Annotated in this window: 17 protein-coding genes; 13 read left to right on the top strand and 4 right to left on the bottom strand. The window is 68.3% G+C overall.

Annotated elements, in window-relative coordinates; translation table 11 throughout:
* Window positions 1-5: 5 nt before the first annotated feature.
* The 6 genes from AB0I35_RS30155 to AB0I35_RS30130 are packed head-to-tail and all read left to right on the top strand — an operon-like array spanning window position 6 to window position 5,877.
* Window positions 6-1,154: a hydantoinase/oxoprolinase N-terminal domain-containing protein gene (locus tag AB0I35_RS30155; protein WP_357399712.1), complete on the top strand. Its 1,149-nt coding sequence runs from the start codon at window positions 6-8 to the stop codon at window positions 1,152-1,154.
* A 37-nt stretch (window positions 1,155-1,191) separates the two neighbouring features.
* A complete protein-coding gene (locus tag AB0I35_RS30150; RefSeq protein WP_357399711.1) occupies window positions 1,192-1,719 on the top strand; it encodes a MaoC family dehydratase in 528 nt (175 codons plus the stop codon).
* Entirely contained in the window at window positions 1,716-2,960 is a 1,245-nt protein-coding gene (locus AB0I35_RS30145) for a CoA transferase (protein WP_357399710.1), read from the top strand. Before AB0I35_RS30150 ends, AB0I35_RS30145 begins: the two co-directional genes overlap by 4 nt.
* 12 nt (window positions 2,961-2,972) lie before the next feature.
* A complete protein-coding gene (locus tag AB0I35_RS30140; protein WP_357399709.1) occupies window positions 2,973-4,133 on the top strand; it encodes an acyl-CoA dehydrogenase family protein in 1,161 nt (386 codons plus the stop codon).
* The gene (locus AB0I35_RS30135) at window positions 4,130-5,026 is read left to right on the top strand and encodes a CoA ester lyase (protein ID WP_357399708.1); all 897 of its coding nucleotides are present in this window, start codon (window positions 4,130-4,132) and stop codon (window positions 5,024-5,026) included. Before AB0I35_RS30140 ends, AB0I35_RS30135 begins: the two co-directional genes overlap by 4 nt.
* The gene (locus tag AB0I35_RS30130) at window positions 5,023-5,877 is read left to right on the top strand and encodes an SDR family NAD(P)-dependent oxidoreductase (protein WP_357399707.1); all 855 of its coding nucleotides are present in this window, start codon (window positions 5,023-5,025) and stop codon (window positions 5,875-5,877) included. The genes AB0I35_RS30135 and AB0I35_RS30130 overlap by 4 nt, the downstream gene beginning before the upstream one ends.
* A gap of 22 nt (window positions 5,878-5,899) precedes the next feature.
* Here the strand turns inward: AB0I35_RS30130 and AB0I35_RS30125 are convergent, their stop codons facing one another.
* Entirely contained in the window at window positions 5,900-7,132 is a 1,233-nt protein-coding gene (locus AB0I35_RS30125) for a cytochrome P450 (RefSeq protein WP_357399706.1), read from the bottom strand.
* A gap of 165 nt (window positions 7,133-7,297) precedes the next feature.
* Between AB0I35_RS30125 and AB0I35_RS30120 the strand changes: the two genes are divergently transcribed.
* The gene (locus AB0I35_RS30120; protein WP_357399705.1) at window positions 7,298-8,149 is read left to right on the top strand and encodes an LLM class flavin-dependent oxidoreductase; all 852 of its coding nucleotides are present in this window, start codon (window positions 7,298-7,300) and stop codon (window positions 8,147-8,149) included.
* Window positions 8,150-8,214: 65 nt separating this feature from the next.
* On the opposite strand, the gene AB0I35_RS30115 is transcribed toward AB0I35_RS30120, so the two are convergent.
* On the bottom strand, window positions 8,215-8,781 hold the full coding sequence (locus AB0I35_RS30115; RefSeq protein WP_357399704.1) for a carboxymuconolactone decarboxylase family protein: 567 nt from the start codon (window positions 8,779-8,781) through the stop codon (window positions 8,215-8,217).
* Window positions 8,782-8,889: 108 nt separating this feature from the next.
* On the opposite strand from AB0I35_RS30115, the gene AB0I35_RS30110 reads away from it, so the two are divergent.
* Entirely contained in the window at window positions 8,890-10,056 is a 1,167-nt protein-coding gene (locus AB0I35_RS30110; protein ID WP_357399703.1) for a CapA family protein, read from the top strand.
* 114 nt (window positions 10,057-10,170) lie between these two features.
* Window positions 10,171-11,220 (top strand): homogentisate 1,2-dioxygenase, encoded by a 1,050-nt coding sequence (locus AB0I35_RS30105; protein ID WP_357399702.1) that lies wholly within the window; start codon window positions 10,171-10,173, stop codon window positions 11,218-11,220.
* 90 nt (window positions 11,221-11,310) lie between these two features.
* On the opposite strand, the gene AB0I35_RS30100 is transcribed toward AB0I35_RS30105, so the two are convergent.
* Both AB0I35_RS30100 and AB0I35_RS30095 read right to left on the bottom strand, forming a co-directional pair.
* Window positions 11,311-12,081 (bottom strand): SDR family NAD(P)-dependent oxidoreductase, encoded by a 771-nt coding sequence (locus tag AB0I35_RS30100; protein WP_357399701.1) that lies wholly within the window; start codon window positions 12,079-12,081, stop codon window positions 11,311-11,313.
* Window positions 12,082-12,301: 220 nt separating this feature from the next.
* Complete coding sequence (locus AB0I35_RS30095) at window positions 12,302-13,165, bottom strand: hypothetical protein (RefSeq protein ID WP_357399700.1); 864 nt, start codon at window positions 13,163-13,165, stop codon at window positions 12,302-12,304.
* Between the two features lie 120 nt (window positions 13,166-13,285).
* Here AB0I35_RS30095 and AB0I35_RS30090 point away from each other — a divergent pair, with 120 nt between their 5' ends.
* From AB0I35_RS30090 to AB0I35_RS30075, 4 genes are all read left to right on the top strand, one after another.
* Window positions 13,286-14,095: a VOC family protein gene (locus AB0I35_RS30090; RefSeq protein ID WP_357399699.1), complete on the top strand. Its 810-nt coding sequence runs from the start codon at window positions 13,286-13,288 to the stop codon at window positions 14,093-14,095.
* Window positions 14,096-14,137: 42 nt separating this feature from the next.
* Window positions 14,138-15,649: a long-chain fatty acid--CoA ligase gene (locus tag AB0I35_RS30085; RefSeq protein WP_357399698.1), complete on the top strand. Its 1,512-nt coding sequence runs from the start codon at window positions 14,138-14,140 to the stop codon at window positions 15,647-15,649.
* Between the two features lie 231 nt (window positions 15,650-15,880).
* The gene (locus tag AB0I35_RS30080; RefSeq protein ID WP_357399697.1) at window positions 15,881-16,579 is read left to right on the top strand and encodes a protocatechuate 3,4-dioxygenase subunit beta; all 699 of its coding nucleotides are present in this window, start codon (window positions 15,881-15,883) and stop codon (window positions 16,577-16,579) included.
* 2 nt (window positions 16,580-16,581) lie between these two features.
* Window positions 16,582-17,088, top strand: coding sequence for a protocatechuate 3,4-dioxygenase subunit alpha (locus AB0I35_RS30075; RefSeq protein WP_357399696.1), 507 nt, complete (start codon window positions 16,582-16,584; stop codon window positions 17,086-17,088).
* Window positions 17,089-17,096: the final 8 nt, after the last annotated feature.

Raw genomic sequence — 17,096 nt, 5'->3', positions numbered from 1 at the left:
CGGCGATGAATTCGGACATCACACCCGATCTCGAGGCCGGCCGCGATGTGGTCATCGGCGTGGATATCGGTGGCACGTTCACCGACTGCGCGATCGTCTTCCCCGACGGCAACGCCGTAGCCGGTAAAACACCCACCACGCCGCAGAACCGGGCCGTCGGGTTCTTCGACTCCATCACCGACGCCGCCGCCCAGCTCGGACTCTCACTCGATGATGTGCTCGGCCGGTGCTCGCTGCTGATCCACGGCACCACCACCGGCACCAATGCGCTCATCGAGCGCCGCGGGGCCCGGACCGGCCTCATCACCACCTCCGGCCACCGCGATATCACTCTGATCATGAAGGCCGAAGGCCGGCTCGCCGGCGTGGACGGCGGGATGATCTGGGATATCGCCCACACCGACAAACCGGAGCCGATCGTGGCGCGCAGCCTGGGCGCCGTCGCCCGTGAGGTCGGCGTCCGCAAGGTGATCGTGCCGGTCCTGCACATGGCGTCGGCGTGGTCGGCGTACGGGGCCACCGTCGCCGATGTCATCCATGTGGCCGAGCGCTGGGAAAACCACCGCATGCCCGCCGCGCCGGCGGTGCTCGCCACCGCCCTCGCCGAACTCGAGGACGACGTGCGCCGCAAACTGGCCGCGGAGGGGTTCACCGACGACAAGATCGAGGTCGAGCGGTCGGTGCGCATGAAGTACACCGCCCAGCTGCACAATATCGAGGTGCCGCTGGCCGGGATCACCCTGGACGACGACGGCATCGCCCGGCTGGGCGAGGAATTCGCCCAGCTCTACGACGATCTCCACGGCAAGGGCTCGGGCTACCGGGCCGGCGGCGTGACCGTCACCGGGTTCATCGTCCGCGGTAAAGGCGTGACTCCCCGTCCCCAGCCGGCCCAGGCGGCTCCCGCCACGGGCCTGCGCGAACTCTCCCGCCCGGTCTATTGGTCGGAGTTCGGGGAATGGCGGGAAACCCCCGTTCTCAAGATCAGTGCGGGGCGGATCGACGGCGAGATCACCGGACCCGCGCTCATCGAGCTACCCGACACCGTCGTGGTGGTCCGTCCAGGACAGGTCGCCACCTTCGACTCGCTGGGCAACCTGGTGCTCGAGATCGAGCAGCCGGATCCTGCGCGCCGGCCGCCGGCCGAGCGGTGACCGACCCCTGTACGCACCCGATACACAAGGAGTAGTAGTGAGCGTAGAACCCGGCTGGCAGGGCCGCTTCTTCGAGGATTTCGAAATCGGCGCGATCTACCAGCACCCGTTGGGCCGCACCGTCACCGAGAACGACAACACCTGGTTCACCTTGCTGACCATGAACACCAACCAGCTGCACTTCAACAGTCAGTACGCGGCGAAGTCGGAGTTCGAGCGGCCCCTGGTGGTGTCCACGCTCACCGTCGCCATCGCGGTCGGGCAGAGTGTCACCGACCTCACCCAGAACGCGGTCGCCAACCTCGGGTGGGACGACATCCGCATGACGCATCCGGTCTATGCCGGCGACACGCTGTGGAGCGAATCCCTCGTGATCAGCAAACGCGAGAGCAAGAGCCGGCCCACCGCGGGCGTCGTCACCGTCAAAACGCGCACGCTCAACCAGGACGGCAAAGAGGTGTGCTCGTTCCTGCGCACCTTCCTGGTGCACAAGCAGGGCGCCGAGCAGGTGCGCGACATCTTCCCGGTCGGCGAGGTGCCGCTGACCGCCGAGGGGCAGCAGTGAACCGGCGGCCGCCGCTGGCAGGCGTGCGCATCCTCGCGGTGGAGCAATACGGCGCGGGCCCCTGGGGCAGCATGCACCTGGCCGATCTCGGCGCCGAAGTCATCAAGATCGAGGAGCCGCGGTCCGGCGGCGACGTGGGACGGTATGTACCGCCCTACGGCGAGGACGAGGACTCGCTGTTCTTCGAAGCGTTCAACCGAAACAAGCGCAGTATCTCCCTGGACCTGACCAATCCGCGCGGCCGCGAGGTGTTCGAGCGGCTGGTGCGCGAGGCCGACGCCGTCTACTCCAATCTGCGCGGCGATGTACCGGCCAAGATCGGGATCACCTACGACGATCTCGCCCATCTCAACCCCGCGATCGTCTGCTGCTCGCTGTCCGGTTACGGGATGACCGGCCCGCGCAGCGCCCAGCCCGGCTACGACTACCTCCTCCAAGGTCTGGCCGGCTGGATGGATATCACCGGCGAACCCGGCGGCCCGCCCACCAAGAGTGGGGTCTCACTGGTCGATTTCACCGGTGGGTACGTCGCCGCGCTGGCGTTGCTGGCCGGCCTGCACGCGGCCAAGCGCGACGGTATCGGCATGGACTGCGATGTCAGCCTGTACGACACGGCCGTCACGATGCTGAACTACCCGGCGGCATGGCATCTCAACGCCGACTTCGAGCCCGCGCGCACCCGGCATTCGGCACATCCCTCACTGGTGCCGTTCCAGGCCTTCGAAACACGAGACGGCTGGCTGGTCGTCGCGTGCCCGAAGGAGAAGTTCTGGGTGAAACTGGCGAACCGGCTCGGCCATCCCGAGTGGACGACCGATCCGCGGTTCGACAATTTCGCGCACCGTTTCGAGCACAAGGAGACGCTGCTTCCGCTGCTCGAGGCCGAGTTCGCCACCCGCGATACCGCGGACTGGCTCGAAACCTTCACCGCGGACGGTATCCCGTGCGCGCCCATCAACAGCGTCGGCCAGGCTTTGCAGGAGCCGCATACGTTGGCCCGCGAGCTGATCGTCGAAACCGAACATCCCCGCTTCGGCACCGTCCGGCAGCTGGCTTCACCCGTCCGCGTCGGTACCGAGCGGCCGGCCTACCGGCGCGCGCCGTTCCGCAACGAGGACGTCGGCTACGTCGCCGGCGAGCTCGCCGGATACGACGCGGCAGCACTGGCCGAACTCGCCGCCGCCGGCGCATTCGGTGCGGCGCCCGCCCACCTCGACTCCGGCGACGACCCGGCCAATTAGGAGAGAACCCCCATGGACTTCACATTCACCCAGGACCAGCAGGACTTCAAGGCCACCCTGCGGGCGTTCGTCGAGAAAGAGATCATCCCGGTCGCCCGTGAATGGGAGCAGGCCGGACGCTATCCCACCGAAATCGTCGAGGGGATGAAGGATCTCGGCCTGTTCGGTATCACCGTCCCCGAGGAGTACGGCGGCCTCGACCTCGACCCGGTGTCGTTCGCGCTGGTCTTCGAGGAGCTGGCCCGCGGGTGGATGGGCATCGCCGGGGTGCTGGGCAGCCATTCGCTGTCGTGCCGGATGATCGCGATGCACGGCACCGAGGACCAGAAGCAGCGGTTCCTGCCCGGCCTCGCGACGGGCGAGCGCCGGACCGGCCTCGGCCTCACCGAACCGGGCGCGGGCACCGATATGCAGGGCATCCGCACGACCGCCCGCCTCGACGGTGACCACTACGTGGTCAACGGCACCAAGATGTGGATCACCAACGCGCGCTTCGCCGACCCGCTGCCGATCATCGTCAAGACCGATCCGGCCGCCTCCCCGAAGCACGCCGGGATGAGTGTGCTGCTGGTCGAGAAGGACACCCCCGGATTCGAGGTCCTCGCCGATATCCCCAAGCTCGGGTACAAGGGGCCGGAGACCTCCGAGATACTGATCGACAACGCGCGGGTGCCGGTCGCGAACCTGCTGGGCGGTATCGAGGGGCGCGGTATGCAGCAGACCCTGTCGGCGCTGGAATGGGGCCGGGTCAATATCGCCGCCCGCAGCGTCGGGGTCGGCCAGCGCGCCTACGAGGAAGCGCTGTCCTACGCCAAACAGCGTGTCGCCTTCGACCATCCGATCGCCGACTTCCAGGCCATCCAGCTCAAGCTCGCGACCATGGCCACCAATCTGCAGGCGGCCCGGCTGATGACCTACTGGGCCGCCACCGAGGTGCGCGACGGCCGCGCCGACGGGCCGACCGGGATGGCCAAGATCTTCTCCTCCGAGATGGCCCTGGACAATGCCATCGACGCGATGAAAGTCCATGGCGCATACGGTTATTCGACCGAGTACGAGATCGAGCGCCTCTACCGCGACGCGCCGCTGATGAGCATCGGCGAGGGCACCAACGACATCCTGCGCACCGTCGTGGCCAAGGCCCTGGTCGCGGGCCGCGCCAGCGTCGGATGACTCCCGCACCGCTGCCCCGCTCCTATCTCTACGTCCCCGGCAACGCCGGCACTCGGCTGGACAAGGCGTGGGCCAGCGACGCCGACGCGGTGATCCTCGACCTCGAGGACGCGGTGCCGGTCGCGGAGAAACCGGCGGCACGCCACGCCGTCGCGGAATGGCTCGCGGTGACGGCCGCCGATCGGGCGCGCTCCGGCCGCGAGCTGTGGGTTCGCGTCAATGCCGGGGCCGCCGGGCACACCGATGTCGCAGCACTGGCGGACGCGGCAGGGGTGACCGGGCTGGTGCCTGCCAAGGCGACGGTGACCGACCTGCGGCAGCTGGCCGACGAGCTGGACCGGCGCGAACTGGACTGGCAGCTCGCACCGCTGCTGGAGACGGCGGGCGCCGTACTCGACGCCCGCGTCATCGCCGGCCTGCCCCGGGTGGCCCGGCTGCATATCGGTGAGTACGACCTGTGTGCGGCGACCGGCATCCAGGCGGGGCCCGATGAGGGGGAAACCGCCTGGGCGCGTGCGCAGGTCGTATTCGCGAGCAGCGAGGCGGGGATCGACCCGCCCGTGGCGCCGGTGTCCACGGTGGTCCGCGACGAGGCGGCCTTCGCCGCGACGACCGAACGCGCCGTACGCCAGGGATTCGTGGGCCGCGCCTGCATCCACCCGGCCCAGCTGCCGGTGTTGCACGCGGCGTTCACCCCGGCACCGGAGGCCGTGGCGGCGGCGCGGGAACTGCTGTCGGGCTACGACGCCGCCCTGGCCGCCGGCGCCGGCGCCTACCTCGATGCGGACGGCCGCATGGTCGACGAGGCCGTGGCCCGCACCGCCCGCAGAACACTCGCCCTCGCGCGCGACCCGCACCCCCGCTCGAAGCATCAGAAGGGAATTACGTCATGAAGGAACTCCGGGACCGCGTAGCGGTCGTCACCGGCGGTGCGAGCGGTATCGGCTACGCACTCGCCGAACGGTTCCTCGCCGAAGGCATGAAGGTGGTGATCGCCGATATCGAGCAGGAAGCGCTCGACACCGCGGTCACCGCCCTGAGTGCCGGCGGGGCGCCGGTACACGGTGTCCGCACCGATGTCTCCCGGCCGGACGAGGTCGAGGCACTCGCCCAGGCGACCCTGGACCACTTCGGCGGCGTGCACGTGGTGTGCAACAACGCCGGCGTCGAAAGCGGTGCGGCGTTCACCGATATCCCGCTCAGCACCTGGGAGTGGGTGATGCAGGTGAACTTCTGGGGCACGCTCTACGGCTGCCGCACCTTCCTGCCGCTGCTGCGCGAACAGGGCGAGGGGCATATCGTCAACACCGCGTCCACCGCCGCGTTCGCCACCGGCCTGCCGACCTTCACGCCCTACTCCGTATCGAAATTCGCCATCCACTCCCTCTCGGAGAATCTCGATATCGAATTGCGTTCCGCCGGGGACCCCGTCCGCGTATCCCTGCTGGTTCCCGGGATGACGCAATCGAAGATGCCCGAATCCGAACGGAACCGGCCCGGCGATGTCCCGGTGGACGAATCCCCGCAGCGCAAAATGGTTCTCGAGATGATCCGGGGCGCGATGGCCGCCGGTAACGCGCTCGATCCGGCGATTACCGCCGAGCAGGTCGTCGACGCCATCCGCACCGAGCGCTTCTTCGTCCTGACCCACCCCGACGAGGTCATCGTGGCACTCGAAGCCCGCCTCCACTCGATGCGGACCGGGGAACCGCCCGCGATCCGTAAACCCTCCGGGGTGGAGTAACGGTTCCGCGGCCGGTGGGCGCTCAGGCCGGATGTGCCGCGGGGCTCGGCGTCACCTTGATCGGCAGTTTGGTGAAACCGGTCAGCATGAGCCCCTTGGTCACTTCCGGCCGCCCCGCCAGCTCGATCTCACCGGTCCGCGCCAGGAGCTCTTCCAGCGCCAGCCGCAGTTCCAAGCGGGCCAGCGGCGCGCCCAGACATTTGTGGATACCGTGGCCGAAGGCCAGGTGCCGGTTCGGGTTCCGGTCGATGATGCAGGCTTCCGGGTGCTCGAAGACGTCCCCGTCGCGGTTCGCCGCCCCGTAGTTGAGCGCCACGGAATCCCCTTCGCGCAGGGGTACGCCCCGGAATTCGAAGTCGGCGCCGGCTTTGCGGCCCAGTTCCGGCAGGGGCGTCTCGATGCGCAAGAATTCTTCGACCGCTTGCGGAATGAGTTCGGGCTGCCTGCGCAGCCGCATCTGGATATCCGGGTTGGTGGCCACCCGGAAAATAGACGAGCCCAGCGCGTCGGCGGTCGTCGCATGCCCCGCGGCGATCATCTGCACCCCGATCTGGAGCACTTGATCGTCACCGAGCGGCTCACCGTCGATCTCCATCGCCATCGCACCGCCGAGCAGGTCCAGTTCGGGGTCCAGCGGGTGCTGCCGCCGCTCGGCGATCACCTTGGCGATATGGGTGCTGAACACCTCGAAGATCACCGCGCCGACCTGAGTGGGGTCCCAGCCCATGCGCTCGAAACCGGCGATCTGGTCGACCAGGTCGGTGTAGGCGCTGTCGGGAAGATTCATCAGGGCCGACAGGGCGCGCGCAGGCAGGGGCTGGCACAGGGCCGCGATGATATCCGTCTCGCCGGCCTCGAGTACCGCTTCCAGATGCTCGACGACGTAGCCGCGGATCACCGGTTCGAGCGCTTCCATCCGCTGCGGGGTGAAGTACTTGTTCAGCAGTCGCCGGAAGACGGTGTGTTCCGGCGGATTCAGCGAAATCGGGATCTGGCTTCCGAAGTCCGGCATCGCCACGAACGGGGAGCCCGATCGGAAGTTCGTGTAGTCGCGGGCCGCGGCGGTCACGTCCTCGAAACGTGTCAGAGTCCAATACCCCGAGTACCGGTCGGACCACGCCACCGGACATTGCGCCCGGAGCCGGTCGTACTCGGCCAGTCGCTGTGACGAGCGGGAACCGGCACCTCGTTCCCCACCCGCGCGGTCCTGTTCGGGATCCCAGGCTGCGACGCGATCAGCTGAATTCTCTACCATGGGCGTGAACGATAGGAGCACCAACCCTCAGGCGACGTGACTTAAGTCACACACAGCACGGATTCGACCTCGGCTGGTAGGGAGCGGCCGGACAGGCACGGGCACAGCGGCGCACGTGTGACAGCAGTCACGGACTGCCCGGCCCCGGTGCTCCACGCTGACGCCATGAAGGTTTCCGTCGGTCTTCCCACCCATCTGCCCGGTGTCACGCGTGAGGACCTGCTCGCCTGGGCCCGCCGCGCCGAAGAGCTGGGATTCGCCAGTATCGTCGTCACCGACCGGTTCGCGTGGGACCAGCTCGAGCCGCTCACCGTGCTGGCCGCCGCGGCGGCCGTGACCGAGCGGGTCATGCTGCGCACCAGCGTGGTGCTCCTCCCCAACCGGGGCGCCTCGGGACCGCTGGCCAAACAACTGGCAACGCTGCAGCATCTCGCCGCGGGCCGCCTGGAGCTCGGTGTCGGTGTAGGCGACCGTGCGGTCGACTACACGCTCGCGGACGGCAGTCACCGCGGCAGGCACCGCCGGCTCGAGGTCATGCTGACGGAGATGATCGATATATGGGCCGGTACGGGCGAGTACGAGGTAGTCGGCCCGCGACTCACCGGCCCCATCCCGATCCTCCTCGGGGGCACCGGTGTCAAGTCCGCCGAGCGGGTCGCCCGATACGGCGACGGCTGGACATTCGCCGTCGGTTCCCCCGACGATTTCGCGCGCGGTGTGCTGCACGTCCGGGAAGCGTGGCGTGCCGACGGCCGAGACGGACGGCCTCGCCTCACCGCCCAGCGCTATGTCAACGTCGGCGCACAGAACCGCGCGAGCAGCGAGGCCTTCCTGCGTCAGTACTTCGGATTCCTCGGCCCGGCCGTCGACCACCTCGTGGCCGCGACTCCCCTGGACGCCGAACGGGCGGTGCTGGTCGCCGACGCGTTCCGCGCCCGGGAGGCCGACGAACTCACCTTCTTGCCGTTGAGCACCGATATCGGGGAGCTGGACCGGCTCGCCGAGCTGATGCTCTGACCCGGTAGCCCGGCAGCAGGGCCGCGCAGTGCGTCACCGCCGGTGACGACGGCCGGGCGCACCGGTCACCGAGCGCCGGAATCCGGCCAGTCGGCCAGGTGCGACCGGTATCCCGGCTCCACTTCCACCCCGAGTGCCTGAATGATCCTGGCTGTCGCCTCGTACTGGGCGACCACCAGGACGATCTCCAGCGCGCCGTCCCGGCCCAGTGCCGCTTCGAGGTCGGCGTATCCCTCGTCGGTGAGGCGCAGCAGGTGCATCCCCTCGACCGCACCCAGGACGGCGCGCTCCGCGGCGGAGAAATGCGCCGAGGCCGCCCAGCCGGCGAGATCGGCGATCTGCTCCTCGGACACACCGGCGGCGAGCGCCATGGGGCGGTGATGGCTCCACTCGTAGGCGGCGCCGACCAGCTGCGCCACCCGGAGCACCGCGAGCTCGCGTAACCGGCGCGGCGTGGTCGCGTGGTGGCGCAGCGTCTGGGGCAGCGACCGGTAGGCGAGCAGCAACCGGGGACTGTTCGCGAGCGCGCGGTAGAGGTCGATGGGGGTACGCCCCTCGGCGGTGAAAGTGCTGAACACGCCGTGGGTGACCGCGGTGGGATCATCATCGGCGATCAGAGGAACTCGGGCCATGGCCGCAGCCTCGCAGCCGCCGGGCCGCACGACAGTGACCACAGTCCTTTCGGCCGGAAGGGGACCCAAGTCACTGCGCGCGCCCGGCGCCGGTGCTTGGCTACCCCGGTGACCGAGAGCATCGTGGATCTGAGAGCAGCCGGCGACGTATTCAGCGACGTGGAGAACGGGGAGGCGGCCTTCGCGCCCGTCGCCCCCCTCCTGACCCCCGGCGATATCGTGCTGGGCAACTGTGAGGGCGTGTATTCCGACCGGCCCGCGAAATCGCCGACACACAAGCATTTCATGGGCACGGGGACGGTACGCGCCGAACCGCTGAAGACGGCGGGATTCACCGTCATGACCGCGTCGAACAACCACACCCTCGACGGCGGATACGTCGGCCTGGACGACACCCGCGCGACCCTGAAGAGTCTCGGCATCGACACGCCGGGCGCCGGAGCGAATCTGGACGAGGCCACCCGGCCCTACGTCACCGAACACAATGGTGTCCGAGTGGCGATCGTCGGCTTCACCACGGTGTTCCCGAAGGGGTACGAGGCGCGCCCCAACCGTCCCGGCCTGGCACCGTTGCGGGTGACGACGTCCTACCTCGATCCGGACGAGAACTTCTGGGAACCCGGTATCCCCCCGCTGATCACCACCGCCGCAGTGCCGGAGGACCTCGAACGCTGCCGCCGGTCGATCGCCGCCGCCCGCGAGCAGGCCGATATCGTCGTGGTGTCCATGCACTGGGGCTACTCCCACGTCCTCGAGCGGCTCATGGACTACGAGCCCCGGCTCGCCCGCGACGCTGTCGATCACGGCGCTGATGTCGTGCTCTGCACCCACCACCACGCGCTGCGTCCGGTGGAGTTCTACGCCGGTCGGCCGATCTTCTACGGCACCGGAGCCCTGGTCCACCACTTTCAGGGGCCCTCGGTGACCCCCGCGATGCGCGCGAACTCGATGAACCGGTACGGCGAACTGTCCTCCATGCGTCCCCCCGCCGAAGAGTTCGAGCTGTGGCCGTTCGCCGAGGAAGCCCGCCGGTCGATGGTCGTCGCGCTCTCCTTGCGCAAAGGCGAGAATCCGGTCGCCGAGGTCGGCTTCTTCCCCGCGCAGATGCTCGCCGACGCCAGCACCACCGCACTCGAGCCGGGCGATCCGCGCGCCTCGGTCATCGCGGACTACGTCCAGCGGATGTCCGCCGAGCAAGGATTTCCGGCCGCCTTCGAACTCACCGAGCGCGACGGCTGGGCCTACGTGCGCGTGACCGACCCCGCTGCCGGCTGACGGTTCCGTTCCGGGCAGCGTCGTTGCTGTCCGGAACGGACTTCGGTCACTGCACCGGTACCGGGATCGCCTTAGCGTCGAGAGACGTCATCCGCACATGCCCTGGAGGTTTCCATGCCGGACGAGTTGCCCGCGCCCAATATCGAGAACTTTTCCCGCAACGGATTCGTCGGCCCCAACACGACGATCATCCGTGCGCAGTATCGACCTCGATTCCTACATGCACGCGGGGAGTACGTACCCCGCAGGTTTCATCCCTGGGAGCTGTCCGGCAGCGCCTTCGCCGACCGTTTGGCGCTGCCCGTCGCGATCCTCGAAGGTGACGGCATCAGTATCGAGTTCAACCGGCGTTCCGCTGCTCAGGACTACGGCTACGCCAACGTCCTGGCCGACGAATTGCACTACATCATCTCCGGGCGCGGGATCCTCGACACCGAAGTCGGCACGCTGGAGGTGCGGGCCGGGGATTTCGTTCTCCTGCCACGGGCCGTGACCTACCGCTGGGGTGAGATCGCCGAGGAGATCACCGAGCTGATCGTGGTCACCCGCAGCCAGCTGCGCATCGACCCCGAGGGCGCGCCCGCCACCCTCAACGTCGATCTGCACGTCGACCGGCCGGTGCCGCACGGTCGCCCCGGTGAGCCGGTGGACGGTGAGTACGAAATCGTCGTCCGGCACGGTAAGCAGTTCACCTCGTATTTTTACGACGTGGATCCGATCCCGTGCCTGGACGCGATCGGGGCGCCGCTGGTACAGCGGCTCAATATCGAGCACGTCAACGGCCTCGGTGCCGAAAAGGGCGGCCTTCCACCCGCTCGGCTCTTCGGCAGCACCAACGATGTCGATTTCATCTACTGCACCAGCAGCCGGCGCAGCGACCGCCCGCCGGTGCATCACAACGCCGACTTCGACGAGGTCATCTGCTACGCCGAGGGCCCGTCGCCGTGGGGCGCCATCGACACCGCAGGCACGATCACCTGGACGCCGAAGGGGCTCCTGCACCAGGGGCCCGAGGAGGACATCGCCCCCGGTCGGTACCGCTCGTGGCTGGTGGAGACCCGCGCCGATCTGACGATGACCCCGGCGGGCCGGGAGATCTCGCATCTGATGGAAACCGATCAGTACGGAATTCATCCGAGCGAGCTCGGCGCCGCACAAGCCTGATCCCTGCCGATGACAAGGAGAGCCGGTCCCTCCGGGGACCGGCTCTCCTTGTGTCATGGTCGAGCTGGGCTCGCGGCCCGGATCGGGTGATCAGACGAAGCGGTCACCACCACCGGAGTACAGCGACTGCCCGGTGACGAAGCCGGCGCCCTCGCTCGCCAGATAGGCCACCGCGTCGGCGATATCGCCCGGCTCACCACGACGGGGAATCGACTGGCCCTGGAGGACCATGTCGAACATCTCCTCCCCCTGGAGCTGCACGGCGCGCTCGGTGTTGATCAGTCCCGGCAGGACCACGTTGGCCGTGACTCCGTCCGGCCCCGCGTCCCGCGCGACGGATCGGGTGAGGCCGACGATGCCGGCCTTCGAGGCGACGTAGTGCGCCAGATCGGGCGGACCGATCATCACGGTGCCGGAGGACACCGTGACGATCCGGCCGTACTGCTGGTCCTTCATGTACGGCAACACGGTGTGGACACAGTTGAAGGTGCCGGTCAGATTGACATCGATGACCTTGCGCCACAACGCGGGCGTCATCTCGGCGAAAGCCGCCGCCGGATAGATCCCCGCCATCGTGACGAGAATGTCGATCGACCCGTGGCTACCGTGGAACTCGGTGACGACCTGCTGGATCCGGTCGTAGTCGGAGACATCGGCGGCGTAACCGTCGACCCGGTGCCCATCGGCAGTCAGTTGTTTCGCGGCGGCGGCGACGGTGTCCGGATCGAGGTCGATGATCCCGACCGCGGCGCCCTCAGCGGCGAGCCGCTCGGCGCAGGCGAGACCGAGACCGTTGGCCCCGCCGGTGACCAGCGCACGACGGCCGTCGAAGCGACCGGGGGAAAGGGGGAAGCTGGGCATAGCGGCGCCTCACCCGCCGCAGACGAGCTGCGAGTCGGCGGACAGGCCTGCGAGAGCGACGTACTTCTCGACGCGCGAACGCGCGGATATTGACATGATTTCTCCTTCTGGGGCGAGTGGGTCGACTCGAGTCTTTGCGCACCGGCCGCCCCGGGCAGTGACCACGGTCACGAACCGGCCGGCGCGGCTCGGTCGTGTGCGCACCGCAATGGCCGCGTGGTCACAGCTCCAGCACATCGCCGGCGGCCTGCTCCACCGGCCCGAGCACCTCGACGCCGGCGAAGAGTACGGCCATCGTGACGGCATCGGTCAGCTGCTCGGTGGTCATGCCCATGGCCCGCCCGAGCAGCGCGTGCTCCCGGATGCCGTCCACGTTGCCGGTGACCACATTGTGGTTGAGCAGCAGGTACGGCAACATCTGCTTCGGCAGCGAATCGCGGATCGCATGCTCGTAGCGGTTGCGGTATGCCTTGAGCAGGTTCGGCCGGCGCACGGCGAGGAACTGCGCCGAACGCGGGACCTCGCCGAGCACCCGCTCGTACCACGCCATCAACGCGTCCATATCGGCCGCGCTCGCCTCCCGGGTGGAGTAATCCATCCCGGAGTCGAACGCCGCCGGGTCGACCTCCCACCCGTCGGGGAAACGCTGAGTGACCGGCGGGTCCACGTAATCGCGCAGGAGCTCGAGCCCCGCGGCGCGGGTGGCGTACATCCCGGCGTGGCCGGAGTGGATGAACGCGACGGACAGCGTATCGAGGATGTCGCTGCGTAGCGCGCCGTTGGAGCGGGCCAGCCGGATCTCGTAACCGATTCCGCCGCTGAAGGATTCGATCGCGTACTGGTGGATCGCCAGCATCTGGATCGGCACCGGGTAGCGGGCGGCCTCGTCGCCGAAGAAATGCCGGGACCGTGCTTTGTGCCGCTTCAGGACATCGGGCCGGAATTCGATCCAGAATTCGAAGGAGTCGAGCCGGCCCTTCCCGGTCCGCTCGTACTCGGCGTGGAAAGCGGCGATCTCCTCGTCCGTGGTGATATCGGGGTTGGTGACGTCGAGACCGTCTTGCAGCGCACTGATACGGGTCATCCATCAATACTCTGCGCGGTGGTGGCGACGATCCACGACTCAAGTCACTGAACCGAAAGCCCTGTCGCCCCACGCTGTAGAACAACCACTCCCGCGACAGCCAGAGGTGAGCATCCCGTCATGAGCGTGCACCGCGTACAGTTTTTCGCCTACACCACGACCGACGCCGAGCGTGAGGTCCGGTTCCACGAACAGGTACTCGGCCTGCGCTGCGTACGCCGCAGGCCGGTGACGATGCGCGGTTGCTCCGGCGAAGAACTGTCGTTCGCGGCCGGTGACGACCCGGCCGCAACCATCCTGGTGGCGTACTGCGCCGGTCCGGACTTCCCGACCGGGCGCCAGGGCAGCAACGGCCCGCGCTCGGCGAACCTCGCCGTACCGGCCGGCTCGCTGGGCACCTGGGAATCCCGCCTCTACGACGCGCATATCGAGACCTCGGTGGAGACCGTCCTCGGTACGAAGCGGCTCGCGTTCACCGCGCCGTCCGGGCTTCCCTACACCCTCGTCGACAGCGACACGGCCGGCCGGTCCGGCGCCGCAGACGCCGCGGTCGCGATTGCGGGCTTGCACAGTGTCACCCTGACGATGATGGATGTGCGGGAGACGCACGCCTTCCTGCTCGAGGTGCTCGGAGCCGAGCACGTCGAGCAGGAGATCGCCAGCGGCTATTACCGATTCGGCGCCGACGGCGCCGGGCTCGAACTGCTCCACGAGCCCTACCGTGCGCCCGGCACCTGGACCTACGCCGCGGGTACCGCGCACCACATCGGCATCGACGCCGGCAGTGCCGCGGAACGTCAGGAGCTGTGCGAGCGGTTGCTCGACAACGGTTACCCCGACGTCTCTGCCCCGAGCGACGGTGAACTGCACACCTCCGTCTGGGTGCGTACCCCGGGCGGCACCCTGGTCGAGCTGATCAGCGCACGCTGACGGGCCGCCCCCGCGTACACCTTCGAACCCGAACGGAGTCCGATGCCCAATATCGCCTCGAACCTGGCCCGGTCCGCCCGCCTCTCCCCGGACGCGACGGCGATCCGGTACGGCGACCGCCGGCTCGGCTACGCCGAGCTCGACGAGGCGGCGCGCCGGTTCGCCGCCGGACTGCACGCGCGCGGCCTGCAACCCGGTGACCGGGTCGCCGTCTTCGCCAAGAACGGTCCCGAATACGTCGTCACGATGTTCGGTACCTTCGCCGCCGGAATGGTCGTGGTGCCCGTCAACGCCAAACTCTCCGGCAGTGAGCTCGCCGTCATCCTCGACGACAGTGGCGCGGCCTTGCTCGTCCACGACGATGCCGGGGCCGGGGTGGTGCAGGAGGCCGCCACTGCGGTACCCCGACTCCGCATCGGCGCCGAATACGACTCCTGGATGGACTCGCTCACTCCGCTCGACCGACCGGTCGACGTGGCACCCGAGGCCGTGGCCTGGCTGTTCTACACCTCCGGCACCACCGGTCGCCCCAAGGGCGCCGAGCTCACCCACCGCAACCTGCTGGCCATGACCTGGCTGGAACTGGCCGATGTGTGTGATTACCGGCGCGACGATCGCGCGCTGCATATCGCCCCGCTCTCCCACGGCAGCGGTCTCTACCTGCTCGGGGCGCTCACCCGGGGTGCGGAGAACCTGATCTACGACAAGCCCTCCTTCGACGCCGCCGACGTCTTGCGCCTGATCGAGCGCGAGCGGGTCACGGTGCTCGCCTTCGTCGCGCCCACGATGATCGTGATGCTGCTCGACGCGGACGCTGCCGCGCCGGCCGATACTTCCTCGCTACGACGCGCGGTGTACGGCGGCGCGCCGATCCACCTCGAGCACGCCCGCCGGATGGTCGAGCGCTTCGGCAATGTCTTCGTGCAGATCTATGGCCAAGGCGAGTCACCGATGACGATCACCTACCTGAATCTCGCGCACGGGCCCGCAGACGACGAGATGCTGCTGTCGGCGGGGTTCGCGCACCCCGGGGTGGAGGTCGCCGTGCTCGACGAGCACGACCGGCCCGTACCGGTGGGGGAAACCGGCGAGATCTGTGTGCGCGGCGATACGGTCATGCGCGGCTACCGCAACAGCCCGGAGGCGACGGCGACGACGCTGCGCGGCGGCTGGCTGCACACCGGCGACATCGGCCGACTCGACGAGCAGGGCCGGCTCACCCTCCTCGACCGCAGCAAGGACGTCATCATCTCCGGCGGCACCAATATCTATCCCCGCGAGGTCGAGGATGCCCTGCTCGCTCACCCCGACGTGGACGAGGTGGTGGTCTTCGGGGAGCCGGATGCGCTGTGGGGTGAGAGCGTCACCGCCGCAGTCGTCCGGCGCCCCGGAAGCGCCGTCGACGAGGCCGATCTCGTCGAGTGGTGCCGCCGCCGGATCGCGAGCTTCAAAAAGCCCAAGCGGGTGGTCTTCTGCGACTCATTGCCGACCAACGCCTACGGCAAGGTGCTGCGCCGGGAGATCCGCGCGCACCTGATCGAGATGAATGCTTGATCCCCCTTCCACACGCATCCGGCCCTATTTGTAGATATGGCCGGGTTCCGTCACTGTGACGACTTGCACGGTGACCGCGTTCGCTGCACGGTTCGGGCCGCCCAGCGACGCCGGCGCGAAGCCGTTCTCGTGTGGCGCTCGAGCGCAGGCAGTTACATTCGTCCACCGAATCGGCTCCCTACGTGGACAAAGGTCACTGAGTACGACCGCGCCAGTTCCTAGCCTCGGCCTATGGCCGATCTCGACGCAAATCCCCCGTACTTCCATCCCGGTTACATCATCTCGCGCACGCGTGGCCCCCAGCGCCCGCTGGTGCAGCTACCGCGCGGCTGGTTCCGCGCGCTCGACGGCCCGACCTATGGGCATTTCGACGTCGGGCCCCAGGATCACGACCTCACCGTCGGACACGCCGGTCCCCCGCAGGGCCAGCGGCTGGTGCTCAGTGGCCGGGTGCTCGACAGCGACGGCCGCGGCGTACCGAACGCGCTGCTGGAGATCTGGCAGGCCAACGCCGCAGGCCGCTACATCGACAAGGCCGATCCGGCCTTCATGCCGATCGATCCGAACTTCACCGGCGCCGGACGCTGCCTCACCGACGCCCAGGGCAACTACCGGTTCGTGACCATCAAGCCCGCGGCGTACGCGGGACCGAAGGGCACCATGTTCCGCCCGGCCCATATTCATTTCTCCCTGTTCGGGCGCACGCTGAGCGAGCGGCTGATCACCCAGTGCTACTTCGACGGCGACCCGCTCATCGAGCACGACCCGATCATCGATGCCATTCCCGACCCCCGCGGACGACAGCGGCTCGTCGCCGTATTCGACCGCGACGCCACCCCGTTGACCTCCGGCGGTGACACCTCGGCGCTGTCCTACACCTGGGATATCGTGCTCCGGGGCGACCGCGCGACCCCGATGCTGGAGCACTGACCATGACTGTCGGACAATCCCCGTCGCAGACCATCGGCCCGATGTACGGCTTCGCGCTGTACGAGCCCGGCATGAACGCCGCTGTCTCGCCCGACGATCCCGCGGCCCGGCATGTGCGCGGCTTCGTCTACGACGGCAATGGCGAACCGCTCGCCCACCCCGATGCGCTCGTGGAGGTCTGGCACGGCGATCAGTTCACGCGGGCTCGCACCGACGCGTTCGGCTGCTGGGAGGTCTGGATCGCGAAGCCGACCGGGGTCACTCTCGCCGACGGCACCTCGCTGGCGCCGTACCTGCACGTCACGGTGTGGGCCCGCGGCCTGATGAAACAGGCCGAGTCGCGGCTGTATTTCCCCGACGAGGACGCGGCCAACGCGATCGATCCGATTCTGGCCCTCGTTCCCGCCGAACGACGGCACACGCTGCGCGCGGTCCCCGCCGACGACGGCACGCTCCGTTTCGACATCCATCTCCAAGGCGAGAACGAGACCGTGTTCTTCGAGTTCTGACCTACCGA

Source organism: Nocardia sp. NPDC050378, from assembly GCF_040655675.1.
Lineage (GTDB): Bacteria > Actinomycetota > Actinomycetes > Mycobacteriales > Mycobacteriaceae > Nocardia > Nocardia coubleae.
The sequence above is the reverse complement of the archived record's forward strand: the minus strand, read 5'-3'. Positions and strand labels throughout refer to the sequence as shown.